The organism is Streptomyces bungoensis (genome assembly GCF_001514215.1).
Taxonomy (GTDB): Bacteria; Actinomycetota; Actinomycetes; order Streptomycetales; family Streptomycetaceae; genus Streptomyces; species Streptomyces bungoensis.
Genome location: NZ_KQ948869.1, coordinates 89,628 through 113,395 on the forward strand (window position 1 = coordinate 89,628; position 23,768 = coordinate 113,395).

At 72.2% G+C, this 23,768-nt stretch carries 22 protein-coding genes and 2 pseudogenes; 21 read left to right on the forward strand and 3 right to left on the reverse strand.

Annotated features, from left to right (window positions below; genetic code table 11):
- Positions 1-78 precede the first annotated feature (78 nt).
- From AQJ66_RS29370 to AQJ66_RS29390, 5 genes are all read left to right on the forward strand, one after another.
- Complete coding sequence (locus AQJ66_RS29370) at positions 79-765, forward strand: FadR/GntR family transcriptional regulator (protein WP_061928113.1); 687 nt, start codon at positions 79-81, stop codon at positions 763-765.
- Positions 762-2,222, forward strand: a complete 1,461-nt coding sequence (locus AQJ66_RS29375; protein ID WP_244162971.1) for a hypothetical protein — start codon at positions 762-764, stop codon at positions 2,220-2,222. The genes AQJ66_RS29370 and AQJ66_RS29375 overlap by 4 nt, the downstream gene beginning before the upstream one ends.
- Complete coding sequence (locus AQJ66_RS29380) at positions 2,219-4,069, forward strand: GMC family oxidoreductase (protein WP_061928115.1); 1,851 nt, start codon at positions 2,219-2,221, stop codon at positions 4,067-4,069. Before AQJ66_RS29375 ends, AQJ66_RS29380 begins: the two co-directional genes overlap by 4 nt.
- Positions 4,070-4,154: 85 nt before the next feature.
- On the forward strand, positions 4,155-5,036 hold the full coding sequence (locus AQJ66_RS29385; RefSeq protein WP_061928116.1) for a fructosamine kinase family protein: 882 nt from the start codon (positions 4,155-4,157) through the stop codon (positions 5,034-5,036).
- A gap of 114 nt (positions 5,037-5,150) precedes the next feature.
- The gene (locus tag AQJ66_RS29390) at positions 5,151-6,335 is read left to right on the forward strand and encodes a beta-ketoacyl-[acyl-carrier-protein] synthase family protein (RefSeq protein ID WP_107119081.1); all 1,185 of its coding nucleotides are present in this window, start codon (positions 5,151-5,153) and stop codon (positions 6,333-6,335) included.
- A 33-nt stretch (positions 6,336-6,368) separates the two neighbouring features.
- On the opposite strand, the gene AQJ66_RS29395 is transcribed toward AQJ66_RS29390, so the two are convergent.
- Positions 6,369-8,567 carry an ATP-binding SpoIIE family protein phosphatase gene (locus AQJ66_RS29395; protein ID WP_061928118.1) on the reverse strand — a complete coding sequence of 733 codons (2,199 nt, stop codon included), beginning with the start codon at positions 8,565-8,567 and terminating at the stop codon, positions 6,369-6,371.
- Between the two features lie 273 nt (positions 8,568-8,840).
- On the opposite strand from AQJ66_RS29395, the pseudogene AQJ66_RS39100 reads away from it, so the two are divergent.
- A pseudogene (locus AQJ66_RS39100) lies at positions 8,841-8,936 on the forward strand.
- A gap of 270 nt (positions 8,937-9,206) precedes the next feature.
- Positions 9,207-9,956 carry a DsbA family protein gene (locus AQJ66_RS29400; RefSeq protein WP_061928119.1) on the forward strand — a complete coding sequence of 250 codons (750 nt, stop codon included), beginning with the start codon at positions 9,207-9,209 and terminating at the stop codon, positions 9,954-9,956.
- Positions 9,957-10,074: 118 nt separating this feature from the next.
- On the opposite strand, the gene AQJ66_RS29405 is transcribed toward AQJ66_RS29400, so the two are convergent.
- Entirely contained in the window at positions 10,075-10,947 is an 873-nt protein-coding gene (locus AQJ66_RS29405) for a trypsin-like serine protease (protein WP_061928120.1), read from the reverse strand.
- A gap of 260 nt (positions 10,948-11,207) precedes the next feature.
- On the opposite strand from AQJ66_RS29405, the pseudogene AQJ66_RS39105 reads away from it, so the two are divergent.
- Together AQJ66_RS39105 and AQJ66_RS29410 are read left to right on the forward strand one after the other, a co-directional pair.
- Positions 11,208-11,303: pseudogene (locus tag AQJ66_RS39105) on the forward strand.
- Between the two features lie 120 nt (positions 11,304-11,423).
- Positions 11,424-11,696: a hypothetical protein gene (locus AQJ66_RS29410; RefSeq protein WP_061928121.1), complete on the forward strand. Its 273-nt coding sequence runs from the start codon at positions 11,424-11,426 to the stop codon at positions 11,694-11,696.
- 140 nt (positions 11,697-11,836) lie between these two features.
- On the opposite strand, the gene AQJ66_RS29415 is transcribed toward AQJ66_RS29410, so the two are convergent.
- Positions 11,837-12,187 (reverse strand): MarR family transcriptional regulator, encoded by a 351-nt coding sequence (locus AQJ66_RS29415; protein WP_061928122.1) that lies wholly within the window; start codon positions 12,185-12,187, stop codon positions 11,837-11,839.
- Positions 12,188-12,316: 129 nt separating this feature from the next.
- Between AQJ66_RS29415 and AQJ66_RS29420 the strand changes: the two genes are divergently transcribed.
- The 12 genes from AQJ66_RS29420 (at position 12,317) to AQJ66_RS29475 (ending at position 23,747) form a co-directional block, all read left to right on the forward strand.
- Positions 12,317-12,799 (forward strand): STAS domain-containing protein, encoded by a 483-nt coding sequence (locus AQJ66_RS29420; protein ID WP_061928123.1) that lies wholly within the window; start codon positions 12,317-12,319, stop codon positions 12,797-12,799.
- 199 nt (positions 12,800-12,998) lie between these two features.
- Complete coding sequence (locus tag AQJ66_RS29425) at positions 12,999-13,979, forward strand: CorA family divalent cation transporter (RefSeq protein ID WP_244162973.1); 981 nt, start codon at positions 12,999-13,001, stop codon at positions 13,977-13,979.
- A gap of 147 nt (positions 13,980-14,126) precedes the next feature.
- Positions 14,127-15,023: a magnesium and cobalt transport protein CorA gene (locus tag AQJ66_RS29430; RefSeq protein ID WP_244162974.1), complete on the forward strand. Its 897-nt coding sequence runs from the start codon at positions 14,127-14,129 to the stop codon at positions 15,021-15,023.
- Positions 15,024-15,216: 193 nt separating this feature from the next.
- On the forward strand, positions 15,217-16,773 hold the full coding sequence (locus tag AQJ66_RS29435; protein WP_061928125.1) for a Re/Si-specific NAD(P)(+) transhydrogenase subunit alpha: 1,557 nt from the start codon (positions 15,217-15,219) through the stop codon (positions 16,771-16,773).
- A 6-nt stretch (positions 16,774-16,779) separates the two neighbouring features.
- Positions 16,780-18,225, forward strand: a complete 1,446-nt coding sequence (gene pntB / locus AQJ66_RS29440) for a Re/Si-specific NAD(P)(+) transhydrogenase subunit beta (RefSeq protein WP_061928126.1) — start codon at positions 16,780-16,782, stop codon at positions 18,223-18,225.
- A gap of 200 nt (positions 18,226-18,425) precedes the next feature.
- Positions 18,426-19,667, forward strand: a complete 1,242-nt coding sequence (locus tag AQJ66_RS29445; RefSeq protein ID WP_061928127.1) for a histidine kinase — start codon at positions 18,426-18,428, stop codon at positions 19,665-19,667.
- Positions 19,639-20,334 (forward strand): response regulator, encoded by a 696-nt coding sequence (locus AQJ66_RS29450; RefSeq protein WP_061928128.1) that lies wholly within the window; start codon positions 19,639-19,641, stop codon positions 20,332-20,334. The genes AQJ66_RS29445 and AQJ66_RS29450 overlap by 29 nt, the downstream gene beginning before the upstream one ends.
- A gap of 133 nt (positions 20,335-20,467) precedes the next feature.
- On the forward strand, positions 20,468-20,737 hold the full coding sequence (locus AQJ66_RS29455; RefSeq protein WP_159052662.1) for a hypothetical protein: 270 nt from the start codon (positions 20,468-20,470) through the stop codon (positions 20,735-20,737).
- Positions 20,738-20,835: 98 nt separating this feature from the next.
- Complete coding sequence (locus tag AQJ66_RS29460) at positions 20,836-21,369, forward strand: 2'-5' RNA ligase family protein (protein ID WP_061928179.1); 534 nt, start codon at positions 20,836-20,838, stop codon at positions 21,367-21,369.
- A 292-nt stretch (positions 21,370-21,661) separates the two neighbouring features.
- On the forward strand, positions 21,662-22,027 hold the full coding sequence (locus tag AQJ66_RS29465) for a gas vesicle structural protein GvpA (protein ID WP_061928180.1): 366 nt from the start codon (positions 21,662-21,664) through the stop codon (positions 22,025-22,027).
- A 286-nt stretch (positions 22,028-22,313) separates the two neighbouring features.
- On the forward strand, positions 22,314-23,123 hold the full coding sequence (locus AQJ66_RS29470; protein ID WP_061928130.1) for an SGNH/GDSL hydrolase family protein: 810 nt from the start codon (positions 22,314-22,316) through the stop codon (positions 23,121-23,123).
- An 87-nt stretch (positions 23,124-23,210) separates the two neighbouring features.
- Positions 23,211-23,747, forward strand: a complete 537-nt coding sequence (locus tag AQJ66_RS29475) for a cysteine hydrolase family protein (RefSeq protein ID WP_061928131.1) — start codon at positions 23,211-23,213, stop codon at positions 23,745-23,747.
- The last annotated feature ends 21 nt before the right edge of the window (positions 23,748-23,768 follow it).

A 23,768-nucleotide genomic window follows, 5' to 3' on the forward strand; every position in this document is an offset into this window, starting at 1 on the left:
CGGACGGCGGCGCATCCATTGACTCCGCGCGCAGGTGTTGGTTGAGTGGCTCATCCACTGAGCCATTGGGAGGGCGGCGTGGAGCCACTGCCTCGCGAGACCATCGTCGACGTCCTGGAGAGCCGGCTGCGAGAGGAGATCCTCACCGGGCGCCACCCGGCGGGCAGTTACCTGCCCCCCGAGCGCACGCTCGCCGACGGCTACGGCGTCACCCGCACCACGCTCAAGCACGCCTTCGGCCGCCTCATGCAGGCCGGGCTCCTGGAGACCCGGCACGGAGTCGGCACGCGGGTGCGCGACTATCTGCGCCTGGGCGGCGCCGACCTGCTGCCGATGCTCGTCCGGCACAGCCCCGACTGGATCGGCGAGGTCTTCGAAGTCCGGCGCAGCATCGGCGCGTTGATCGCCGAGCGCGCCGCGGCCCGGGCGACCGGCCGGCAGCGGGCCGAACTGCGGACCCTGCTGTCGGCCGTGGAGGAGGCGGCGGACGCCGACGCGACCCAGCTCGCGGACATCGAAGTCCACCGGGCCCTGGCCCGCGCCACCGGCAACCGCGTCTACGTCCTGCTGACCAACACCCTCTTCAACGCGTACCTGCCGGTGCGCGCAGCCCTCCGGGGACCGTTCACCGACCCGAGGGTCGCCCGCGGCCGCCTGGAGCCGGTGGTCGACGCGGTGGCGGCCGGCGACCCGGCATGCGCACGCCGTGCGGCCGAGGAGTATCTGACGACGACGGAGCGGATCATGCTGGAGGGCCTGGCATGAGCGCGGACCCGACCTCACGACAGGACCCCACCTCGCGACCCGGCCCGCGAGACGGCTCGCCCCCTCGGGGCACCGTCTTCCGCGAGACGATGCTCGGCGAGCTGAGGCTGGACACGGAAGACCGGGCCCGCAGGGTCCGCCTGGACCTGACGGTCTCGTCGGACCGTCTCCTGCGGCCGTTCGGCACCACCGGGACCCGCGCCACGGGCCGGTTACGCGTGTTCGGCTGGGCCGACGACCCCCGCGCCGAGGGCGAGGTGGAGATCTCCCCGCTCGCACGACGCCGTATCCGGTACCGCGTCACGTTCACCGCCGGCGGCCGCCGGATGACGCTCGACGGCTGGAAGTCCCTCACCGCGCGCAGGCCCGTGGCCTCGATGACCGTGCTGCCGTACACGCTCCACGACGAGGACGGCGTCCGCATCGGCACCGGCACCCTGCGCTTCCCGCTCGCCACCCGGCTCCTGCCGTTCCTGGCGAGTTTCCGCTTCCCGCGCCGTCAGGAACCCGGTGCGTTCCTCGCGCCGCGCTGGCGGGGCGAGAGCGGCCGCACCGAGGTCTGGTACACCACGGTCACCGACCCGGACACCGGCACCGGGCTGTGGCTGCACCACGAACTGACCGCGCCCGCCGACGGATCCGCACCCTACGCGCACGGCTGGGCCGCGGTCTTCCCCGAGAACGGCCCCGTACGGCACGCCCGCTTCGGCCCGGCCCCATGGAAACCTCAGGGTCGCGGATTCGACGCCGCCGGGGCCGTCGCCGAGCCGGGCAGGCTGACCGGATCAGCGGAGAACGGCGCCCTGCGCTGGAACCTCGCCGAACGGCCCGCGGACGGACCGCTGTTCACCTTCCCCCGCTGGTCCTGGCGCCACCCCGTGCTGCCGGCCGCCCAGGTGCTCCCCGCCGCCCGGGCCTCCTACGACGGCACCTTCACCCATGACGGCACGACGCTGACCCTCACCGCGGCCCCGGGTGCGTCCGCCCGGATCTACGGCCACGGCAACGCCCGCCGCTGGGCCTGGCTGCACGCCGACCTCGGCGGCGCGGCGGTCCTGGAGATCGTCGCCGCCGTCTCCACGCGCCCGGGTCTGCGCAGGCTTCCTCCACTCGTCTTCCTCCGGCTGCGCCGGCACGGCCGCACCTGGCCCCGCCGCGGCGAACGCGGGGCCGTCGGCTGGGCGGGCCCGGGGCGCTTCCGCGCCGACATCGCCCTGCCGACATGGACGGTCACCGGCCGGGCCGGCCTGCGCCGGATCCGGGTCCAGGTCACCCAGCCTCCGGAGCGCACCCTCACCCTCGACTACACCGACCCCGACGGCCGCCACGCCACGTGCCGCAACAGCGAACGCGCCGACGCGCATGTCCTGCTGGAGCGCTGGTGGTTCGGCGGCTGGCGCACCGAGGCCGAGTGGACCCTGTCCGGCACGGCCCACGCGGAGGTGGGCACCCGATGACCCTCTCCGGCCTCGTGGCCGCCCTGATCGCCGACGACGCCACCGCCGACTGGCCCGGACGCGTGCCCGGCAGACTGCACCGGGTGCTCGCCACGATGCCGCTCGCCGCCCGGGCCGGCATCCGCGCCGCGGCGCACGCGGTGGACGCCTACGCCCTGCTGCGCACCGGTCGCACCCTGGACTCCCTGACCCCGCGGGAGCGGCAACTCGTCCTGGACGGCCTGGGCGCACGCCCCGCGCTGCTGCCCCTTCTGGACGTGCTCAAGGTGCCCGTGCTGCTGGCCGCCGGAACGGAACACATGCTCCGGAACACGGCCCCACCGGTCGGCCCCCACCGCCCCGACCCCCCGCTCGACCTCACCCCCGCACACGCCTGGCCCACCCGCTCCACCGCTGACGCCGTCGTCATCGGCTCCGGCGCGGGCGGGGCGACGGCCGCACGCACCCTGGCCCGGGCCGGACTCGACGTCGTCGTCCTCGAAGAGGGTCAGCACCACTCCACCGCGTCCTTCGCCCGCCGCCCTCCGCTCGAGCGGTTCACCGAGCTCTACCGGGACGGCGGCGCGAGCGTCGCCCTCGGCAGTCCACCGCTGCTGCTGCCCGTGGGCCGCGCCGTCGGCGGCACCACGGTCGTCAACTCCGGCACCTGCTACCGCACTCCGCGCCGCGTCCTGACCCGCTGGAGCCGCGACTTCGGGTTCACGCTCGCCGACGGCCTCGACGCCCACCTGCACGAGGCCGAACGCACCCTGCGGGTGGCCGCCCAGTCCGTCGACGTCCTGGGCAACAACGGCCGCATCGCGCTCGCCGGCGCCCGTGCGCTGGGCTGGGACGCCGCGCCGCTGCGCCGCAACGCCCCCGGCTGCCGGGGCTCCTGCCAGTGCGTGGTGGGCTGCCCGACCGGCGCCAAGCAGAGCGTGCAGCTCTCCGTGCTGCCCGACGCCTGCGCCGCCGGGGCGCGGATCGTCACCGGCGCCCGCGTGGACCGCATCCTCCTCGACACCGACCGGCCCGGTGGCCCGCGCGCGGCGGGAGTGCGCGTACGCCGCAAGGGCCAAGGAGGCGAAGAAGACGAGGGGTTCGAGATCCTCGCGCCCCTGATCGTCGTCGCCGCCGGCGCGCTGGAGTCTCCGCCGCTGCTGCGCCGTTCCGGCCTGGGCCGCCATCCGCGCCTCGGGGCCAACCTCAGTGTCCACCCGGCCACCAGCGTGGCCGGCCGCTTCAGCGAACCGGTCACCGCCTGGCAGGGCGTGCTCCAGAGCGTCGCGGTGGAGCAGCACCGCACGGACGGCATCCTCATCGAGGCCACCGCCACCCCACCCGGCATGGGCTCCTTCGTCCTCCCCGGGCTCGGCGCCGAACTGCGGCGGGAACTGGAGCACGCCGACCGGCTCGCCACACTCGGCGCGATGATCGCCGACCGTCCCTCGGGCCGGGTCCTGGGCCGCCACCGCGCGCTGCCGCGCTACGACGTGCACCCCCGCGACGCCGGCCGCCTGATCCGGGCCGTGCGCGCCATGGGCGAGATCCTCTTCGCCGCGGGCGCCGAGGAGGTCCTCACCGGCATCTCCCGAGCCCCCCGCGTACGCAGCCTCGCCGCACTGGACGAGGTCCTCGCCGCCACGGACGTACGCCAGTTGCACCTGTCGGCCTACCACCCCACCGGCACGGTCGCCGCGGGCGCCGATCCCCGGACGTCCCCGGCCGACCCGCTCGGCCGCCTCCGCGGCGTACACGGAGTGCTCGTCACGGATGCCTCCGCGCTTCCCAGCTGCCCGCAGGTGAACCCCCAACTGAGCATCATGGCGACGGCTCTGGCGATCACCCGGGCACATCTGGGCCCCTGAGGAAGGGACGACTCGATCGCGACGCCACCGGCCCCGACCATGCCGCTGATCACCAACCCACCGGCAGGCGTGGTTCGATGTGCGGATGCCGCATGGACAGCTACTCGTCGAACGGCTCCGTGAAGCAGGTTTCGCGGTGGACAAGGTGGAAGCGGCCACCGGCGGAGTGGTCGCCGTCGCGGGCCTGATCACCCTTCAGGACGGCAGACAGGTCTTCGCGAAGACCCTCCGCGGGCCGGAGACGGACGTGTTCGCCGTCGAGTCCACCGGCCTGGCGGAACTCCGGGCTGGGGGAGGGGTCAACACCCCGCAGGTGCTCTGCGCCTCTCCACGGCTGCTCGTACTCGAGAGAATGCGGCCCCGCCGCGACGCCCCGGACTTCTGGGAGCAGCTCGCTCACATGGTCGCGGCCCTGCACACGTCCACCGTCACCGACCGGTTCGGCTGGCACCGCGACGGCTGGCTGGGCCGCATGCGCCAGGACAACACCTGGGAGACGGACGGCCACACCTTCTTCGCGGAACGGCGCATCCTGCGCTGGCTACCGGAACCCCTGGTCGAGGCCGCGTTCGACCCCGCGGACCGGCGAGCCCTGGAACGGCTCTGCACAGCCCTGCCCGAACTGGTCCCGTCCCAGCCGCCGTGCCTGACCCACGGCGACCTGTGGCGGGAGAACATCCTCGCCACCGGCGACGGCGCCCCGGTGCTCATCGACCCCGCCGTGTCCTGCACCTGGCCGGAGGTGGACCTCAGCATGCTGTGGTGCTCGCCGCGCCCGCCCGCCGCGGAGCGTTTCTTCGCCGCGTACCGGGAGATCGCCGGACTCCAGGAGGGCTGGGAGGAGCGGATGCCCCTGCTCCACCTCCGTGAACTCCTCAGCACCATCGCCCATGGTGACGACGACTGGGGTGCCGCCGAGGCGGTCCGGAAGACCATCGCACCGTTCCGGCGCAGCGGAGGGGGCTGACGGCCGCAGGCGAAGTACAGTGCAGTGATGGCATTTTGACCTGCAGTCTGCTGAATCAGGGCGGTGTCGGCCAACTCCACGCCATTCATGCCCATTTGGCGAAAGGGGCGTATCGTGAGCGCCTATCTGTGTCCTCCGGCCGTGGTACACGGTGAACACGCCGTGGAGACGGGCCAGATCCTGGCGGAGGTGCGAAGCCGCCATCCGCAGGCACCGTGGCTGCCGCGCATCGAGGGCATCGCCGCGAGTACGGGAATCACCTCCCGCGGGTGGATGCTGCCGTTGGAGGCGGCCACCGCGCCCAGCAGCGGGAGCGGCCTGCGGACTCCGGTCGCCGCCGCGGCCCGTGAGGCACTGGCCCGCGGCGGGTTCACCGACCAGGAGGTGGATCGTGCGATCGCCGCGCTGGAGGCGGTACCGGCACCGCAGACCGTCCAGGAGCGCACCGCGCCGGCCTGGGCGGCCGTGCAGACGTACGGGGAGCGTGCGGCCCGCCGGGCCCTGCGCGGCGCCGGCCTGGACACCACCGACGTCGACTGCCTGATCACCAGTCACTCCACCACCCCGGCCCTGCCCGGGCTGGACCTGTCCCTGCTCAACCGCCTGCCTCTGCGCGGCGACGTGCTGCTGCTGCCGGCCACCCAGTGGGCCTGCATCGCCGGCACCCGATCGCTGGCCCTGGCGGCCGACCTGGTCGCCGCCGACCCCGACCGGGTGGTGCTGGCCGTGATATCCGAGGCGCTGAGCACCACCTACCAGCCCGCCGACGACACCCTCGAATCCCTCATCGTCCGGCTGCTGTTCGCGGACACCGCCGTCGCCGTGGTGGTCACCGGCCGGCCCAGGACGGAGTCGATCCTGCGGCTGGACGCGGCCTGGCACCACACCCTCCCCGGCACCGTGGACCTGCACCGGCTGGACACCCGGGCGGACGGCACGCACTTCGTGATGGACCGCCGCGGACCGCGCGCCGTGCAGGAGACGGTCGCCGCGATGTGGAACTGGCTGCGCGAACGCCACCAGGACGACGGGCAACCGTGGCATCCGGACCTGCTGCTCGCGCACCCCGGCGGGACGCGGGTACTCGAGTACATGGAGCAGACGATGCCCGACGGCTGGCCGGCCGGGCTCCTGGCCCACAGCCGGGACAGCTACACCACCGGCAACCGCGGTGGCGCCGCCGTGCTCGACATCCTGCGGCGCGCCCACGACGCCGGCCAGAAGACAGGCAGCCGCACGGTGCTGTACGCGGCCGCGCCCGGGCTGACTGCCACGGCCCTGGAGGGGGAGTGGCTGTAGCCGAAGCCCACGAGTCCCCTCCCGTCCGGGGCGCTACGCCTCGAGTTCCGCCCACACGGCCTTGCCGGTCTCGGTCCACCGCACCCCCCAGCGCGTGGTGAGCTTGTGCACGACGTGCAGGCCGCGCCCGTGCTCGTCGAGCGGCTCACCGCGACGCAGGCGCGGCCGGCCGTTCCCCGTGTCGCCGACCTCGCAGAACAGGCGCCCCCCGGCCCTCACCAGCCGCACCGTGACGGGCCCGGTGGCGAACCGGACGGCATTGGTGACCAGTTCGCTCATCACCAGCAGCGCACCGTCCCGGGCCTGGTCGCCGGTGCCCCATCGCCGCAGGAGCGGGCCGGCCAGGGCGCGGGCGCGGGCCGGCGTCTCGGCACGGGCGGGCAGCCGCCAGGTCGCGGTGTCCTGGCTGCGGCGGCCGGCCATACGGGCCAGCAGCAGGGTCACGTCGTCGCGCAGGCGCCCCTGCGGGGCCAGGCCGGCGACCACCCGACGCGCGGCCCGCTGCAGATCGTCCCAGGGATGCACGAGGCGCACCACGTCCATCAGCCGCCCGATCCCCTCGTCGATGGAGGCCGCCGGATCCTCGACCAGCCCGTCGGTGTAGAGGACGAGGAGCGAGCCGGGCGGCGCGGCGAACTCGTGCACGTCGAACGGCTCCCGCACGGCGAACTCCGCTCCCAGCCCAGGATGGGGCTGCGTGGTGAGGGTCTCGGCGGACCCGTCGGGAAGGACGAGGACCGGAGGGAGGTGGCCGGCGTTCGACATCACCACCCGGTGGTCGACCGGATCGTAGACGGCGATGCAGCATGTCGATCCCAGCGCGCTGTAGCCGGCCGCCAGACCCGCGTCCGTGTCGTCCAGCAGCGTCACCGTCTCGTCCAGGCGCTCCAGCACCTCCCCGGGGCCCAGCCCCGCCGACAGCAGCGCACGGGCCTCCATGCTCAGCTGACCCATGGCCGCCGCGGCCCCCAGGCCGTGCCCCACGACGTCACCGACCACCAGCGCGGTGCGGTCACCCGCCAGCGGAAAGCTGTTCACCCAGTCACCGCCGACGCCCGCACTGTCGGGAGTGGTGGGCTCGTAGACGCTCGCGACCTCGATGGTGTCGCTGCCGGCCCGCGGCAGGAGCCGGCGCTGCAGCGCCAGGACCTGGGCGTGCTCACGCTGGTGCCGGCGGGCCAGGTCCACGTGACGGGCGGTCTTGGCCACGAGTTCCTGCAGGTCGAGCAGCTCACTGTCCCGGAAGAGGCGCTCCGGCCGCCGCCAGACCTCCGTCACACCGAGCACGATCGGCCCCGGCGCGCCCTCCGGTCCCTCCACGACCAGCGGGATGCAGGCGACGCTCACCGGCCGGTCACCGGGCACCAGGGCGCGCACCAGCCGCGGATCACCGAGGACCTGCTCGATCGCCTCCCGGTCGGGAAGGACGACGGCCTGCGGCACGTCGTCGCGCAGGACCGCCCCGGCCAGCAGACGGCTCGCCTCGCGGGGGAGATTGTCCCCGGGCGTCAGGTACCCCTCGGGCCAGGCCCGGTCCGGCACCAGGGCGGCCCGCCGCAGCCGGATGCGCTCGTGCGCCTGCTCGGTGACGGCCTCGCCCGTCCACACGGCGTAGTCGAGGTCGACGGCGGCCACGTCCCCCCAGGCCAGCAGGGAATGGGCCAGGGACTGCGCGGTCTCCCCGACGTCCAGCGACGTGCCGATCGCGGCAGCGGACGCGTACAGGTGGAGCCGCTTGGCCATGGCGATCAGGGAAACCGTCAGCCCCTCCTGCGGCGGTGCCGCCGGCAGGATGCTCATCGAGACCACCAGCTCGGTCCCGTCGTCCCGCAGCAGACGCTGCACCCGGGCGACGTGGGCCTCATGCGTCTCGAGGACCTTCTGCAGCCGCCGCGTCACCGTCGGTACGTCCGCGGGCGGCAGCAGATCGACGAAAGCGGTCCCCGGCGCCACACTCACCCCTTCGAACGGAGCGGCGTCGAGATTGCAGCTGGTGATCCTCAGATCCCTGTCGACGTTGACCGCCCCGAGGATCTGCTCCTGCTCCCCGTTCTCCTCACCCCCGCCCTCACCGCCGCCCCCTGCGGACCGCCGGGCACGACGCTCCCCCTGTGAAGCGGCGGGCCCCGTGCTCGCCGCCGCGCCTCCGCGCCTCGGGATGTAGTCCGCCAGGGCCCCACTGACCATGTCGAACGGCGAAGCAGAGGAAGAGGAGGGTGGTGTGGGGTCCATGCAGCTCACCCAGCTCGCTGACTCCGGCACACGCCGGAAGGCCTTCCCGAGTCCGTGCGGTCAAGCCCCGAGATCCCGCACCGCACACCTCCTGACTAACATAATCACCCAGCTCGCCGAAGGGGCAAAAGCGGGCAGACGAATGCAGGCGGTGGCATTCAGGGCACTCTGCGCGGCGTGACCGGTTTCGTCAGTGTCGTGTCAGGGCGCGGTCAGCGGCTCATGGCACTGTTGCTCCTGTGACCGGCACGGAAGAGCACCAGCCGGGACCAGGGAGAGGTGCCCGGAGTGGTTGATCGGGGACCAGCGAGCTCGGCTCACGGTCGGGCCCCTTCGGGGCCCACGCAGGTTCGAATCCTGCCCTCTCCGCCGTAGCCGCGGCAGCGGAGTGCCCGTGCGGGGCTTTGGCGGGCTGATAACCGGTCCACGCGTCCCGGATCGCCTGCCGCCGCGAGCAGCGCCTCGTACGGTGACTCCTCCTCGGGCGACAACGCCGACTCCACGACGCACGGCGCCTGGAAGTGCTTCGGCTTCACCAGCCGAGAGACCGCCGACGGCTCGTCCTGGGGGCGGCCCACCTCGCCACGCTACGGATGCTCTACTCTCGCGTTTCCAGAACGCATGAGGGGGTTGTTGCGCGTGAAGCGTGGGGGTGGACGGCTGACGGCGGCCGTGCTGACAGGCGTGCTCGGTGCGGCGATGTCGGGCTGCGAGGCCCGGCACGCGGCCGCGACGGACGGCAGCGGGCACCTCACCGCGAACAAGCCCGCCTACACCAGGCTGGCCGACGTGCCCGAGCACGTGAAACCGGACGGCACGAGCATCGTGGTCGGCGACCCCGAGGCGCGGGTGACCGTGCACCTCTACGAAGACCCGCGCTGCCCGGCGTGCCGGCAGTTCGAGACGTCGGGCGGTGGCACGGTCCTGCCCAGGTGGCTGCTGGCGCGCAAGGTGAAAGTCGAGTACACCATGGCGTCCTTCCTCGACGGGCGGCTGGGAGGAAGCGGATCGAAGAAGGCGGTCAACGCGCTGCGCGCAGCGCTGAAGGAGGGCAGGTTCGCCGAGTACCACACCGTCCTCTACCGGAACCAGCCTCCCGAGGAGGAGGACGGCTTCACCCAGGCTCGCCTGCTGCAACTGGCGAGCAAGGTGAAGGGCCTGCGAAGCCCGGCCTTCGACAGCGCGGTGAAGTCCATGAAGTACCAGGACTTCGTGGACCACTCCGAGAAGGTGTTCGCCGCCGCCGGTCACTACAACGGGCACGAGGGCCCGGGCACGCCGACCGCCGAAGTGAACGGATACCGGATCCCCGTCGAGCAGTACGTAGTCCTCTACGAGGCCGATGTCTTCGACGAGTTCCTGAAAAGCGCGTACGACGAGGCGACGTGAGCTGTGGCCCTACCAGCGCGCGTCGCTCAGGGACGGCCGCCGGCGGCACGGTCCGGGCCCGCCGCCGACCGCTCATCCGAGTCGCGGTCGCCGGTGGGCCCGGCAGCGCGGCAAGGTGCTACGGCAGCTTCACGAACGGCGCCAGGAACGCGCGGGCGCCCGGGGTGTCCAGGCGGTACGACACGTTCGTCGCGTAGCACGGGCCGTCGCCGGTGATCGTGGTGGCCGCGAGCACGTTCCGGCCGCCGATCACGGCGAAGTTGGGGCCGCCGGAGTCGCCGTAGCAGGCGCCGCCGTTGCCCTGGGGCGCGGTCATCCCCAGGCGCACCCACGCGTCGTTGAGGGCGTTGTAGGTGACGGGTGCCTTCATGCGGACACCGCCGCCGGGGTGGGTCTGGCCGCCGGGGCCGCGCTGGGCCTCCTGAGTGCCGTATCCCGCGACGAACCAGTCGGTCGAGTTCAGCCCCTGCGGCCCGAGCGCGCCGAGCTGGTCGGCGGTCGGCAGCGTGGCCGGGGTGAAGGTCCAGCGGGCCTTGACCTGGGTCGCGGGCAGCTCGATCACCGAGATGTCGTGGGGGTCGGACGAGGGCCCGGGGTAGTCGGGATGGCTGTGGGCGGTGCCCTGAACGGCGACGGCGCTCGCCTGCGCGGCCGGATCGCCGGGGTACTTCTTGGCGGCGGCGTCGAGACCGGCCTGCACGTCCTGGTCCAGCGACACGTAGAACTTCACGTTGTCGGGCCAGTCGGTGGTGCAGTGCGCCGCGGTCAGGAACGTGTCCGCGTCGATCATGGTTCCGGAGCAGACCCAGTCGACCCGGTCGGGCGTCGTGGGATCGCCGTCGTTGTCCCAGGTCGCGATGAGCGCGCCGACCTCGGTGCGCTCGGGTGCGGGCGTCGCGTTGTACGAGTTGATGGCCGAGGACGGCAGCGCGGTGGCGAGTACGGCGGCACAGGCCGCGGCGGTGACGGCGGAGGCGCGTAGGACGGTCAAGAGAAACCCTTCTACCGAGGGAACGGGTGTTCTCCTGTGGGGGGGGTGGAGCAGCGCCAGTGAAGCGCCTGCGGGACCACCGCGACAAGAGCACGCCCGCCCTTCCAGGGTTTTCCCTCTGTGGGCACGCCGGCTGACGGCCCGGCACGCGAAGAGGGGGGCTCGGCCGGAGTTCGGTCAGTGTCGTGTCAGGGCGCGGTCAGCGGCTGCCGGCACTGTTGTTCCTGTGACCGGCACGGGAGACCGAGAGCCGGGATCAGGGAGAGGTGCCCGGAGTGGTTGATCGGGGACCAGCGAGCTCGGCTCACGGTCGGGCCCCTTCGGGGCCCACGCAGGTTCGAATCCTGCCCTCTCCGCCGCGACCGCAGGGGAACGGCGCCCGCGGAGGCCGGGCCGACCCGTGCTCTCCGGGCCCGAGTGGGCTTCGCGCCGCCGGATGAGCGGGCGCTGTCAGTGCCGGCTGCGAGGCTGACGGCATGGACCGTGATGACGAGCAACTGCTGCGCGGCCGGGTCTACGGCGCCGACCACGAGCACCCGGGCCCCGTGGCGGGCCGGCGCTATGCCGAACTGGTCGGCGGGCCGCTGGACGGCCTTCTGCTGGACATCACCGGCTGGACGCGGGACGAGATACGCACCGGTGTCGCTCTGCCCACGGAGCTGGGGCGGTTCGGCGCCGGCGGCCGGGCGATGTACGGCCCGCGCCGCGGTGACCTGGGCCGCTTCGACTGGGGCGGCGACATCCGATGACGGGCTGCCGGCTGGTCGGCGCGCCTCAGGCGGGTGAACGTCCGCCCGGCGCCGCGCCTGCCGCCCCGGGCCGGTGGACCGACGTTCTGCGGGATCAGTCCCCCATCGGTCCCACGGCTGCGGACACGCATCCGCCACGGTCACGCCGGTGCGGCCGCGTGCTCGTCGGACGGCCCCGCGCGCTGGGCTTCGTCCTGCGCGAGCAGGGACAGGAGTGAGGCCACCGTCACGCCGAGGCTGGCTTCGGCGGGATGGCGAAGGGTCTTCGCGGGGTCGATCCGGTAGGTGTTGCCGCGTCCCTCCCGGGTGTGCGAGAGGTAACCGTCCTGCTCCAGGTCGGCGATGATCTTCTGCACTGCGCGTTCGGTGAGGCGGCAGTGCGCGGCGATGTCCCTGATCCGTGCGTTCTGGTTGTCCGCGATGGCAGCCAGTACACGGGCGTGGTTCGTCAGGAAAGTCCATCCGTTGTGTGGCTCGGGCACTCCATCCATGCCGCGAGTTTACCGACCTGGTGTTCACGCACTCAAAAACACGTACTACATTTCGTGCATCAGTTGACGTGTGTGGGGTCCCGGGAGGAGCGTCGCGCCGGGCTTCGCCAGGACATGAGGGAGTGAGCCATGCATGACCCCTACCCGCAGGCGCCGTCCCTCAGGAGGCCGGGCCGTCCCGGCCGGGCCGGCGACGGCGGCCCGGTGAAGCGGCAGTCGCCGAATCGGGCCGCCGCGTCGTACACCACCCAGGGCGACCGGATCCGTGTGACGGTCCGAGGGGAACTCGACTTCCGCTCGGGAGACCGGCTCCGTGACGACCTGTGCGCAGCGCTGGCCGGCTCCACGCGTGGACTGGACCTGGACCTGGGCGGGCTGGACTTCTGCGACTGCTCCGGCCTGAACGTCCTCCTCGACCTCCGGCGAGTCGCCCTGGACCAGAAAAAGACCGTCGTCATCCGCACCAGCAACCCGATGATCGACAGGCTGCTCACTCTCCTCGGGGCACAGGGGCTGTTCGCCTCCCCGCGACCGGAGCGCGCAGAGCGGGTCACCGTGCGCCTGCGCTCCCCGAAGGCGAGCACCCGCGTCCTCACGCCGGGGCGAACCTGACGCGCCGACGCCATGCCCCTTGAGCGGTGCCCGCTGAGGGTCGGCCACCAGTTGGCGCCGCTGTACTGGACGGCGCGCCCCTGGGCGCCGTCATCCGTTCGGTGGCCTTCCCGCGGCGCACAGGGGTGGCTGCGGGTGCGCGGGCACCGCCGTCCGGAGACGCTCGGAGCGACGGGCTTCGGGACGGACGGCGAGGGCGATGATCGTAACGGTGGTGTCGATGCCGGAGGTGACCATCACCCGCACGGACATCGCCGGGGCCCGGGAACGGATGGGCGTGGACTCCTTCCTGCTCGTCGACATCGAGCTGCCGCTGGACGCGCCGAGGCAGCAGACACCGCTTGCCGCCCGGCTGGGCCTCGACGTCGACGCCGGGGAACTGGACTGGTTCGGGAGGCAGGACGAGCCCGCGCGGGCCGACTTCCTGGGGGACCGGGCCGGTTTCGTGGTGCCGGTGGTGCACGAGGACGAGATCACTCACGTCCACGCGGTGGTCACGGAACGGTTCCTGGCCACCGCGCACCGCGGCCAGGCGGGCCTCGCCCAGAAGATCGCCGAGGGGCTGCGGCACGAGCGGCCGTCCGACACCGTGACGATGCTCTTCCTGGTGCTCCAGGAGGCCCTGGGGACCTTCCGCCTGGCCGCCGTGCAGGCTCTGCTGCGGACCGAGGAACTCGAGGACGACATGTTCGAGGACCGCAAGAGCCAGCAGCTCCACTACCTGGCGCAGCTGCGACGGCGCTCGGCCCAACTGCACCACGCCCTGCTGCCGTACCTCCAGGTGACCGACGCGATTCTCACCCGGCGGATGATGAACCCGTCCTTCCCCGAGGAACGGCAACGCTGCGCCCGGGAGTTCCAGACCGCCGGGCGGCTGGTGCTGGCCGACATCGAATCGCTTCAGGATGCCACCCGCCGGGCCTTCGCCAGCTACTCCTCGCTCGTCGCGGGCGAGCAGAACGGTGTGATCAACCGGCTGGCGATCGTGTCGGTGATCTTCCTGCCGCTGTCGTTCCTCACCGGGTTCTTCGGTATGAACTTCACGTTCCTGACGGACAAACTGGAGACCAGGGACGAGTTCTGGCTGCTCGCCATCGGACTGCAGGCCATCGTCCTGCTGGGTTCCCTCTACGTACTGCGCCGCACCCGCGTCTGGCGCCGGCTGCTGGACGAGGACTAGGTGCCCTTCACCCGCGGGGGCATGAAACGCGCTGGCGGAAGCATCCGAAGGGGCATGGAGTGCGTGGTCTATCAGGAGCGGACGGGTGAATGTGAGCGGATCGACTGCCGGCAGGCGGACGCGGGATACCAGGTCACCCTGGACCGCTTGGCGGGCTTGAAGCCGGACGAGTTCGCCTGGATCCGCATGGACGAGCCCCGCCAGGAGGAGGTGCAGCGGCTGGGTGAGCACCTCGAGCTGCACCCTCTGGCCGTCGAGGACGCGGTCCAGGCCCATCAGCGGCCGAAGCAGGAGCACTACGGCGACGTGCTGGCGGTCGCGGTGAAGACGCTGTGGTTCGTGGAGAGGACCGCGGACGTGGAGACCGGCGAGGTGATGATCTTCCTCGGCCCGTCCTTCGCGCTGACCGTACGGCACGGAGCGGACGACCCCACGGTGGAGGCCGCGCGCCGGCTCGCGGAACAGCCGGACATGGCACGGCTCGGGCCGGTCGCCGTCCTGCACGCGGTCACCGACGCGATCGTCGACGCCTACGCCGAGGCCGCCGCCCAGGTGCGCAGGGACCTGACGGAGCTGGAGCGGTGCGTCTTCTCGCCGTCTCGGGACGATCTCACGGAACGGATCTACTCGCTCAAGCGCGAGGTGGTCGAGTTCCGCGACGCCGTCGGGCCGCTGGTGCCGGTCATGCAGCCCTTCACCGCGGCGCGGAACGGCTGGCCGCGCCAGGTCCTGCCGTACTTCCGCGACGTCACGGACCACCTCACCCGCACCGACACCGAAGTCCGCGCCCTGGACGACCTGCTCGCCTCCGTCCTGGACGCCCATCTGGCGAAGGTGGGAACGTGGCAGAACGACGACATGCGCCGCATCAGCGCCTGGGCGGCCATCTTCGCCGTTCCCACCATGGTCGCCGGGATCTACGGCATGAACTTCTCCCACATGCCCGCCCTGGACTGGCGCTACGGCTACCCGTGCGCCCTCGCCGTGATGGCCCTCGGCGCGGGAGTGCTGTACCGCGCCTTCCGTCGCAAGGGGTGGCTGTGACCGTGTGAGGGACGGCGATCGCAGGCTCATCTCTCCCAGGGGGCCGGTAGCGCAAGGTGAAGCATGTCACCGTCTGCCGGCGTTGGCCCGTACTCACCTGACGGGTAGGTTCCAGCGATCACGGGGAAGGACGTCGTAACTCCCCCGAGCGCAGATCCCCCTTTCGCACCCTCCCTGACGAGAGATACAGGACATGTCTGCTCAAGAACGCTCACACCACCCTCCCCGCCGCCTCGGCGTCGTGGCCGAGTCCGTCTCCGGGGAGACGCGGGTCGCGGCGACACCGGCGACGGTACGACTGCTGCTGGGCCTCGGTTACGACGTCGTCGTCGAGTCCGGGGCCGGTGAGGCCTCCGGCTTCGGTGACCATGCCTACGCCGAGGCCGGCGCGGGCATCGGCGAGGCCTGGGACGCGGATGTCGTCCTGAAGGTGAACGCCCCCTCCACCGCGGAGATCCGCCGGATGCGGAGGGGCGCGGCAGTGGTCGCCCTGCTGGCCCCGGCGCAGAAGCCCGAGCTGCTCCAGGCGCTCGCCGACGCCGGAGTGACCGCCCTGGCGCTGGACGCGGTGCCGCGCATCTCGCGGGCGCAGTCGATGGATGTCCTGTCCTCGATGGCGAACATCGCCGGCTACCGCGCGGTCATCGAGGCCGCGCACGTCTTCGGACGGTTCTTCACCGGCCAGGTCACCGCCGCGGGCAAGGTGCCGCCGGCGAAGGTGCTGGTGGCCGGCGCGGGTGTGGCCGGTCTCGCGGCGATCGGCGCCGCTTCCAGCCTCGGCGCGATCGTGCGTGCCACCGACCCGCGGCCCGAGGTCGCGGACCAGGTGAAGTCGCTGGGCGGCGAGTACCTCCCCGTGCACGTCGCCCAGGAGACGAGCACCGACGGCTACGCCAAGGCGACCTCCGCCGACTACGACCGCGCCGCCGCCGAGCTGTACCACGAGCAGGCCCAGGACGTGGACATCGTGATCACCACCGCGCTGATCCCGGGCCGGCCGGCGCCGCGCCTGCTGACGGCCGAGGACGTGGCCGTGATGAAGCCGGGCAGCGTCGTCGTCGACATGGCGGCCGCTATGGGCGGCAACGTCGAGGGCACCGTGCCGGGGCGGACGGTGGTGACCGACAACGGCGTCACCATCATCGGCTACACCGACCTGGCCTCGCGGCTCCCGGCACAGGCCTCGCAGCTGTTCGGCACCAACCTGGTGAACCTGCTGAAGCTGCTCACTCCCGGCAAGGACGGGCAGCTGACGATCGACTTCGACGACGCCGTGCAGCGGGCGGTGACCGTGGTGCGCGACGGTGACGTCACCTGGCCGCCCCCGCCCGTCGCGGTCTCCGCCGCGCCCGCCGCGCAGCCCGCGGCCGCACCCGCGACGCCCGAACCGAAGCAGCCGAAGCTGACACCGGCGCGCCGCTTCGGCCTGATCGGGCTCGGAATGCTCGCGATGTTCCTGCTGGTGGCCTTCGCCCCCGCGCAACTCGCGGGCAACTTCACCGTGTTCGCGCTGGCGGTGGTGATCGGCTACTACGTCATCGGCAAGGTGCACCATGCGCTGCACACGCCCCTGATGTCGGTGACCAACGCGATCTCCGGGATCGTCGTGATCGGCGCCCTGCTGCAGATCGGGCACGAGAGCTGGATCGTCACCACGCTGTCCTTCGTGGCGATCCTGCTGACGAGCGTCAACATCTTCGGAGGTTTCGCCGTCACCCGCCGCATGCTGTCCATGTTCTCGAAAGGCTGAGCCGAGATGACCTCCCTGACAGCCTCCCACGCGGCCGACCTGGTCGCCGCCCTGCTGTTCATCCTCAGCCTGGCCGGCCTGTCCCAGCACCGCACCTCCCGCGCCGGTGTCGTCTACGGCATCGCCGGCATGGCCCTCGCCCTGGTCGCCACGGTGGTCGTGGCGGCGCAGAGCATCACCGCCGGAGCGGTCGCGCTGATCGTGCTGGCCATGGTGCTCGGCGCGGCGATGGGCCTGTGGCGGGCCCGCCGGGTCGAGATGACGCAGATGCCCGAACTGATCGCCGTCCTGCACAGCTTCGTCGGCCTCGCCGCGGTGCTGGTGGGCTGGAACAGCTACCTGGAGGTGGAGTCCCACGGCACGGCGCAGACCCGGATCGGCGCCGACCTGCTGGGCATCCACCACGCCGAGGTGTTCATCGGGATCTTCATCGGGGCGGTCACGTTCACCGGCTCGATCGTCGCGTTCCTGAAGCTCTCGGCGCGCATCAAGTCCCGTCCGCTGATGCTGCCGGGCAAGAACGCGCTGAACGTCGGCGCGCTCGCGGCGTTCGTCGCGCTGACCGTCTGGTTCACGATCAGCCCGGACCTGGCCCTGATGATCGCGGTCACCGTGCTGGCGCTGGCGCTCGGCTGGCACCTGGTCGCCTCGATCGGCGGCGGCGACATGCCGGTCGTCGTCTCCATGCTGAACAGCTACTCGGGATGGGCGGCCGCCGCGGCCGGCTTCCTGCTCGACAACAACCTGCTCATCGTCACCGGCGCGCTGGTGGGCTCCTCCGGCGCCTACCTGTCGTACATCATGTGCAAGGCGATGAACCGCTCCTTCCTCTCCGTCATCGCGGGCGGGTTCGGCATCGAGGCGCCGTCCGGCGGCGAGGAGGACCACGGCGAGCACCGCGAGGTGCGGGCCGCGGAGGCGGCCGAGATGCTCGCCCAGGCCCGATCGGTGGTCATCACGCCCGGCTACGGCATGGCCGTCGCCCAGGCCCAGCACCCGGTCGCGGAGCTGACGCGGCACCTGCGCGAGCGGGGTGTCGAGGTCCGCTTCGGCGTCCACCCCGTCGCCGGGCGCCTGCCAGGGCACATGAACGTGCTGCTGGCCGAGGCGAAGGTGCCCTACGACATCGTCCTGGAGATGGACGAGATCAACGACGACTTCGCCGACACCTCGGTGGTGCTGGTCATCGGCGCGAACGACACCGTCAACCCCGCCGCGACCGAGGACCCCACCAGCCCGATCGCCGGCATGCCGGTGCTGCGGGTCTGGGAGGCCGAGCAGGTCATCGTCTTCAAGCGCTCCATGGCCTCCGGCTACGCGGGCGTGCAGAACCCCCTCTTCTTCCGCGAGAACAGCGGCATGCTCTTCGGCGACGCCAAACAGAGCGTGGAGGAGATCCTGCGCGCACTCGGCACCGACAGCCGACGCGAAGCGGCCACGGCGGCCCGCTAGGCGACGGTGGTCGGCGACTGACAGGACGGTCCCCTTCGGCCGGCCCGAGCCTCGTCGTCATGCGCGATCGCGCCCTCGGCGGCCCGCTGTTCCCTCGTCAGCGGGCCGCCGTCGCGTTCGTTTCGTTGTCGCCTCCGCGGCGGCGGCCGCCGGTGTGGCGACACGATGCCCGATCCGCCTGCCGACCCTACGGTAGTGGCATGGTGCTGATCAGCGACGAAAGGCGGCACGCGCCGACCCCGATGCGTGTGACGGACGCGCTGGGTCTGGCCGTCCTCTTCCTGCTGTCCGTGGTGGCTGCGTCGATCGAACCGCACGAGCACCGCTTCTCCTTACGCTGCACCGCCGTGGTGCTGGCGGGCGTCGGCTGCTCCGCGCTGATCTGGCGACGCCGCCACCCGATCGGCGTACTGGCCGTCGCACTCGGCTGCGGCGTGAGCTTCCTGGTCCTCGGGTTCCGGGAGAGCCCGCTCGTCATCAGCCCGGTGCTGCTGTCCGTCTACACCGTGGCCCTCGTGACCGACCGGCGCACCACCTGGACCGCCGCCTCCGCCTCGGGCGTCATCCTGGTGGGCGCCGCCCTCCTGTACGCCCCGCACTCATGGCTGAAGCCCGACAACGCGGCACTGCTGGCCTGGACGGCGCTGCCCGCCGCCGTCGGCGACGGGCTGCGCTCCCGCCGGGCCTATGTGGCGGCCGTGGAGGAACGGGCGGAGCACGCCGAACGCACGCGTGAACAGGAGGCGCAGCAGCGCGTGGCGGCCGAACGGGTACGCATCGCGCGCGAGTTGCACGACATCGTCGCGCACCACATCGCGCTGATCAACGCCCAGGCCGGCGTCGCCGCCCACCTCGCGAAGCAGCAGCCGGACCAGATACTGACCGCCTTGGAGGACATCCGGGACACCAGCCGGTCGGCGCTCGACGAGCTGCGGGTCACCGTGGGGCTGCTGCGCCAGTCGAGCGATCCGGTCGCGCCTCGCAACCCGATGCCCGGCCTGGTCGACATACCGGCGCTCCTGGCGTCCTTCGAACGCGCGGGCCTCAAGGTCAGCCTCACCCGGCACGGCACCGCCGCCCCCCTGGCGCCGGCGGTCGATCTGGCCGCGTACCGCATCGTTCAGGAGGCCCTGACCAACGTGCGCAAGCACGCCGGGGCCGACCAGGCCCGGCTGATCCTGCACCATCACCCCGAACGGTTGACGATCACCGTCGAGGACGACGGCAGGACCGCGCACGATCGTCCTCAGCCCGCGGGCACCGGTCACGGGCTGATCGGAATGCGTGAGCGGGTCGCCACGGTCGGGGGCAGGCTGCACGTGGGACCGCGCCCTGAGGGCGGCTTCAGCGTGACGGCCGACCTGCCGCTGCGCCCCGGCCTGCTCATCAGTGACCTACCAAGGAGCAACGGGCATGACGATTCGCGTACTGCTTGTCGATGACCAGGCCTTGCTGCGGGGCACCTTCAAAATGCTGTTCGACTCCACCAGCGACATGGAGACGGTGGGCGAGGCGTCCAACGGCCGGGAGGCGGTGGAGCTGGCGCGGACCCATCAACCGGACGTCGTGCTGATGGACATCCGCATGCCGGAGATGGACGGCCTCGACGCCACCCGGCTGATCAGTGAGTCCCCCGATCTCGCGGCGGTGAAGGTGCTCATCCTGACCACCTTCGAGGACGACGAGCACGTGGCCGAAGCACTGCGCGCCGGAGCGAGCGGCTTCCTGGGCAAGGGCGCGCGCCCCGAGGAACTGGTCGAGGCCGTCCGCACGGTCGCCGCGGGGGACGCGCTGCTGTCCCCCGCGGCCACAGGCGCGCTGATCGCGCGCTTCCTCGCCCAGCCCAACCCCCGCCCGGGGGAGGTGCACGAGCGGCTGGAGTGCCTGACGCCACGGGAACGCGATGTCCTGGGGCTGGTGGCCCTCGGGCTGTCGAACGAAGAGATTGCCGAACGCCTGTTCGTAAGCCCGCTGACGGCCAAGACGCACGTCAACCGGGCCATGACCAAGCTGGCGGCCCGCGACCGGGCCCAGCTCGTGGTCATCGCGTACCAGTGCGGCCTGGCCTGCCCGGCGCCGGAACCGACGCGCTCGCAGGCGTCCACGTAACCCCGCATGTCTGCCTCGGTTGTAGTCAGGCCACACGCATACTGCGGCCGCGGTAGCCGGGAATCACTGCGCGGGGACGACGCGCGAGGGGTCGCCGCTGGGCGAAGGTGGGATGGCGAACGGAGGTCTCACCATGATCGAAACCCTCAGCCGGACCAGCGACTACGACCGGACCACGGCGCTCCGCCGGACGCACGACGTCCACGACGGCATTGAAGCCGTGGCGCCGCATCTGACCCTCCTGCGCGACAGCCTGGCTCGCGACACCCACCGCGACCAGCACGGACACCACGACGGCCGATCCGGGCGCAGCCACGTGCCGCCCCGTCGCCGCAACCCCGCTCCCTTGGCCGGAGGGCTCACGCTGCCGCAGTGGGTCAGCAAGACCAAGCACGTCGGCTGACGCCGGGCGGCTGTGGCTCGGTACCCCGCCGCCCACCTGGCCTGATGCTCGGGCCGGTGGGCGGCGGTGCCGCAGCTGAGCGCCGGTAGGCTGCGGTGGTGCGTACGGTCGAGCTCCTGTTGGACGAGGCGGCGGACCTGGCGGTGCGGGAGGCCTGGCGGCGGCTCGCGGAGGCGGGGCTGCCCAGTCAGGCGCGCCACCGCTCACCGACGAACAGCCCGCACCTCACCCTGGCCGCCTGTCCTGAGTTGACCGCCCCGATCCGCTGGGAGCTCGCCGGGGTGGCCGCCGCCCTGCCGCTTCCGGTGCGCTTCACCGGCGTGGTCCGCTTCGAGCGGCCGACCTCGGTGCTGGCGTGGGCGCTGGACCTCGACTCCGCGCTGGCCGGCCTGCATCGCCTGGTGTGGGAGGCGGTGGCCTCGGACAGCCCGCCCGAGACGCTCAATCCATTCCACGCACCTGGCCGCTGGAGCCCGCACGTCACCCTGGGCCGTACCCGGCGGGCCGGTGCGTTCGCCGACCGCCGGGTCCCCGATCTGCTGCCGGCGCCGCCGCTGTCGGTCCGGCTCACCACCCTGCGCAGCTACGACACCGAGACCGGCGCCCTGGAGGTGCTGGAGCCCCGCCTCTGAGACCTTGCCAGGGGTACCTCCTGCCCGTGTCGCTTCCCCGTGCCGCTTGCCGGGAACATCGACGCCGCGCTCATCGGGGCCCGCCGTCAGTTGCCCGGAGCGCCAGTGCCGCCTTGCCCACCATGGCCGGCCTTGGGGAGCTGACCCGGCTCGTCACGGCCGGCTCGCCGGTCTCTTCCCGGTGCGTGGTTGCCGGTTTCGGGGTTATTAGCACGGGGAGACCTACATCGCCGCCAGCCGAGCGCCGATGAGACCGTACTGAGCAGATACGAAGCGCGAGGGGTTGGTCGCGATGACCGTGGCGACACAGCAGGGCGGCGGAGGCGGTTCGAGCGGCCTGTACGACGTGCTGGAACTCATTCTCGACCGCGGGCTGGTGATCGACGCGTTCGTGCGGGTTTCCCTGGTCGGCATCGAGATACTCAAGATCGACATACGGATCGTGGTCGCCAGCGTCGACACCTACCTCCGCTTCGCCGAGGCGTGCAACCGCCTCGACCTGGAAGCGGGGCCGCGCAAGCCCGCGGGGCTGACCGAGCTCACGGGGAAAGTCATGGAGTCCGGCGCACGAGGCAAGACGAAGGGCGCCCTGTCGGGTGCTGCGGAGACGATCTCCGATGCCTTCCGGCAGGCACGTGAGGAGAGCCGGGAGCGCTAGGGATGTCGATCTCATAGGACTCCTCAACCCACGACACACGTGTTCCTCGCTTCACGTCACGCCGGCCCCGCCGAAGCGGTGCGGGCTGTGCGCCATGCGGGCGACGGCCCATCGGGTGAAACCAGCCGGGCGGACGGGACCTCGGCCGCGGGCCTACGCCGGACTCGCGCTCCCGACCTCACACGGTTCCGCGCCCGCGCCATGAGCGGCGGCATCCGTCAACCCGGGCGGGGCGCACGGGGGACCGGGGCGGGCGGCGCCGGCCGGGCCGGGATAGAGGAGAGTCATGAGAAAGTCCCGGATAGCGCCCTGGGCGGCCGCCCTCCTGCTCGCGGCCGCCTGCACCCTCGCCGGTCCCGCGGCCACCGCGGCGGCACCCGGCCTCGCGGCCACGGGCTACGTGGCCCTCGGTGACTCCTACTCGGCGGGGGTCGGCGCCGGTAGCTACCTCACCGCCGCTCCGCGCTGCCTGCGCAGCAGCCTGTCCTTCCCCGCCCTGTGGGCCGCGGCCCACTCGCCGTCGTCGTTCAGCTTCACCGCCTGCGACGGCGCCCGGACCGGCGACGTGCTGAAGGACCAGCTGGGCCCCCTGGGCCCGCGTACCGGCCTGGTCACCATCACGGCAGGCGGCCGGGACGTGGGCTTCACCAGCGTGATGGCGACCTGCGCGCTGGGCGGGGGCGGCAGGTGCCGGTCCGCCGTGGCCAAGGCCCGCGCCGCCACGGACCGAGCGCTGCCGGGCGACCTCGACCGTCTCTACTCGGCCATCCGCGGCAAGGCGCCCGCCGCCCGTGTCGTGGTGCTCGGCTACCCGCGCCTGTACCAGTTGCACGGCAGCTGTTCGGGCGGCCTGCCGGACACCGACCGGGCCGCGCTCAACGCCGCCGCCGACCACCTCGACCAGGTGCTCGCCGCGCGCGCCGCCGCCCACGGTTTCACCTTCGTCGACGTGCGGAGGGCCTTCGGCGGCCACGAGATATGTTCGTCAGCACCCTGGCTGCACAGCGTCGACTGGCTGGACCTCGGTGCGTCCTACCACCCGACGGCCGGCGGCCACTCCCTCGGCTATCTCCCCCTGCTCACCCACGCGCTCTGAGACACGGGGATCACGAAGGTGTACGCCGAGATCGTTCTCCGTCACCCCCCCCGGTTGCCCGCCCCCTCCGCGTGGAACTCAGGCGGCATGAGCAAGACCGCGCTGATCGTCATCGACATGATCAACACATACGACCACGAGGACGCCGAGCTGCTGCTCCCCTCGGTGACAACCGTCGTGCCCGTGCTGACCGACCTCCTCGCACGCGCCCGGCGCGACGACGTGCCGGTGATCTACGTGAACGACAACTTCGGCGAGTGGCGTTCCCACCACGGCGAACTGCTGGATCACGCGCTGGCCGGGCCGCATGCAGGGCTCGTCGAGCCGTTGCGGCCCGACAAGGGTTCCCTGTTCGTACTCAAGGCCCGTCACTCGATCTTCTTCGACACTCCGCTGGCGTACCTGCTGCGGCAGCAGGGGATCGAGCGGCTCGTACTCTCCGGCCAGGTGACCGAGCAGTGTGTGCTCTACTCGTCCCTCGACGCGCACATCCGGCACTTCGACGTCGTCGTCCCCCGGGACGCGGTGGCGCACATCCACGAGGACCTGGCGGACGCGGCGCTGCGCATGATGGAGCGGAACATGGGGGCACTGGTCTGCGACAGCCGGGAGCTCTGGGCCTGACCTCGCGCGTCCTGCTCAGCG

Coding starts and splice junctions, on each gene's coding strand:
- AQJ66_RS29450 (WP_061928128.1), top strand. CDS start 19,639: ATGACGATTCGCGTACTGCTTGTCGATGACCAGGCCTTGCTGCGGGGC.
- AQJ66_RS29415 (WP_061928122.1), bottom strand. CDS start 12,187: ATGGATGGAGTGCCCGAGCCACACAACGGATGGACTTTCCTGACGAAC.
- AQJ66_RS29395 (WP_061928118.1), bottom strand. CDS start 8,567: ATGGACCCCACACCACCCTCCTCTTCCTCTGCTTCGCCGTTCGACATG.
- AQJ66_RS29385 (WP_061928116.1), top strand. CDS start 4,155: ATGCCGCATGGACAGCTACTCGTCGAACGGCTCCGTGAAGCAGGTTTC.
- AQJ66_RS29465 (WP_061928180.1), top strand. CDS start 21,662: ATGACCGTGGCGACACAGCAGGGCGGCGGAGGCGGTTCGAGCGGCCTG.
- AQJ66_RS29455 (WP_159052662.1), top strand. CDS start 20,468: ATGATCGAAACCCTCAGCCGGACCAGCGACTACGACCGGACCACGGCG.
- AQJ66_RS29470 (WP_061928130.1), top strand. CDS start 22,314: ATGAGAAAGTCCCGGATAGCGCCCTGGGCGGCCGCCCTCCTGCTCGCG.
- AQJ66_RS29445 (WP_061928127.1), top strand. CDS start 18,426: ATGGTGCTGATCAGCGACGAAAGGCGGCACGCGCCGACCCCGATGCGT.
- AQJ66_RS29425 (WP_244162973.1), top strand. CDS start 12,999: ATGATCGTAACGGTGGTGTCGATGCCGGAGGTGACCATCACCCGCACG.
- AQJ66_RS29410 (WP_061928121.1), top strand. CDS start 11,424: ATGGACCGTGATGACGAGCAACTGCTGCGCGGCCGGGTCTACGGCGCC.
- AQJ66_RS29420 (WP_061928123.1), top strand. CDS start 12,317: ATGCATGACCCCTACCCGCAGGCGCCGTCCCTCAGGAGGCCGGGCCGT.
- AQJ66_RS29475 (WP_061928131.1), top strand. CDS start 23,211: ATGAGCAAGACCGCGCTGATCGTCATCGACATGATCAACACATACGAC.
- AQJ66_RS29380 (WP_061928115.1), top strand. CDS start 2,219: ATGACCCTCTCCGGCCTCGTGGCCGCCCTGATCGCCGACGACGCCACC.
- AQJ66_RS29375 (WP_244162971.1), top strand. CDS start 762: ATGAGCGCGGACCCGACCTCACGACAGGACCCCACCTCGCGACCCGGC.
- pntB (WP_061928126.1), top strand. CDS start 16,780: ATGACCTCCCTGACAGCCTCCCACGCGGCCGACCTGGTCGCCGCCCTG.
- AQJ66_RS29435 (WP_061928125.1), top strand. CDS start 15,217: ATGTCTGCTCAAGAACGCTCACACCACCCTCCCCGCCGCCTCGGCGTC.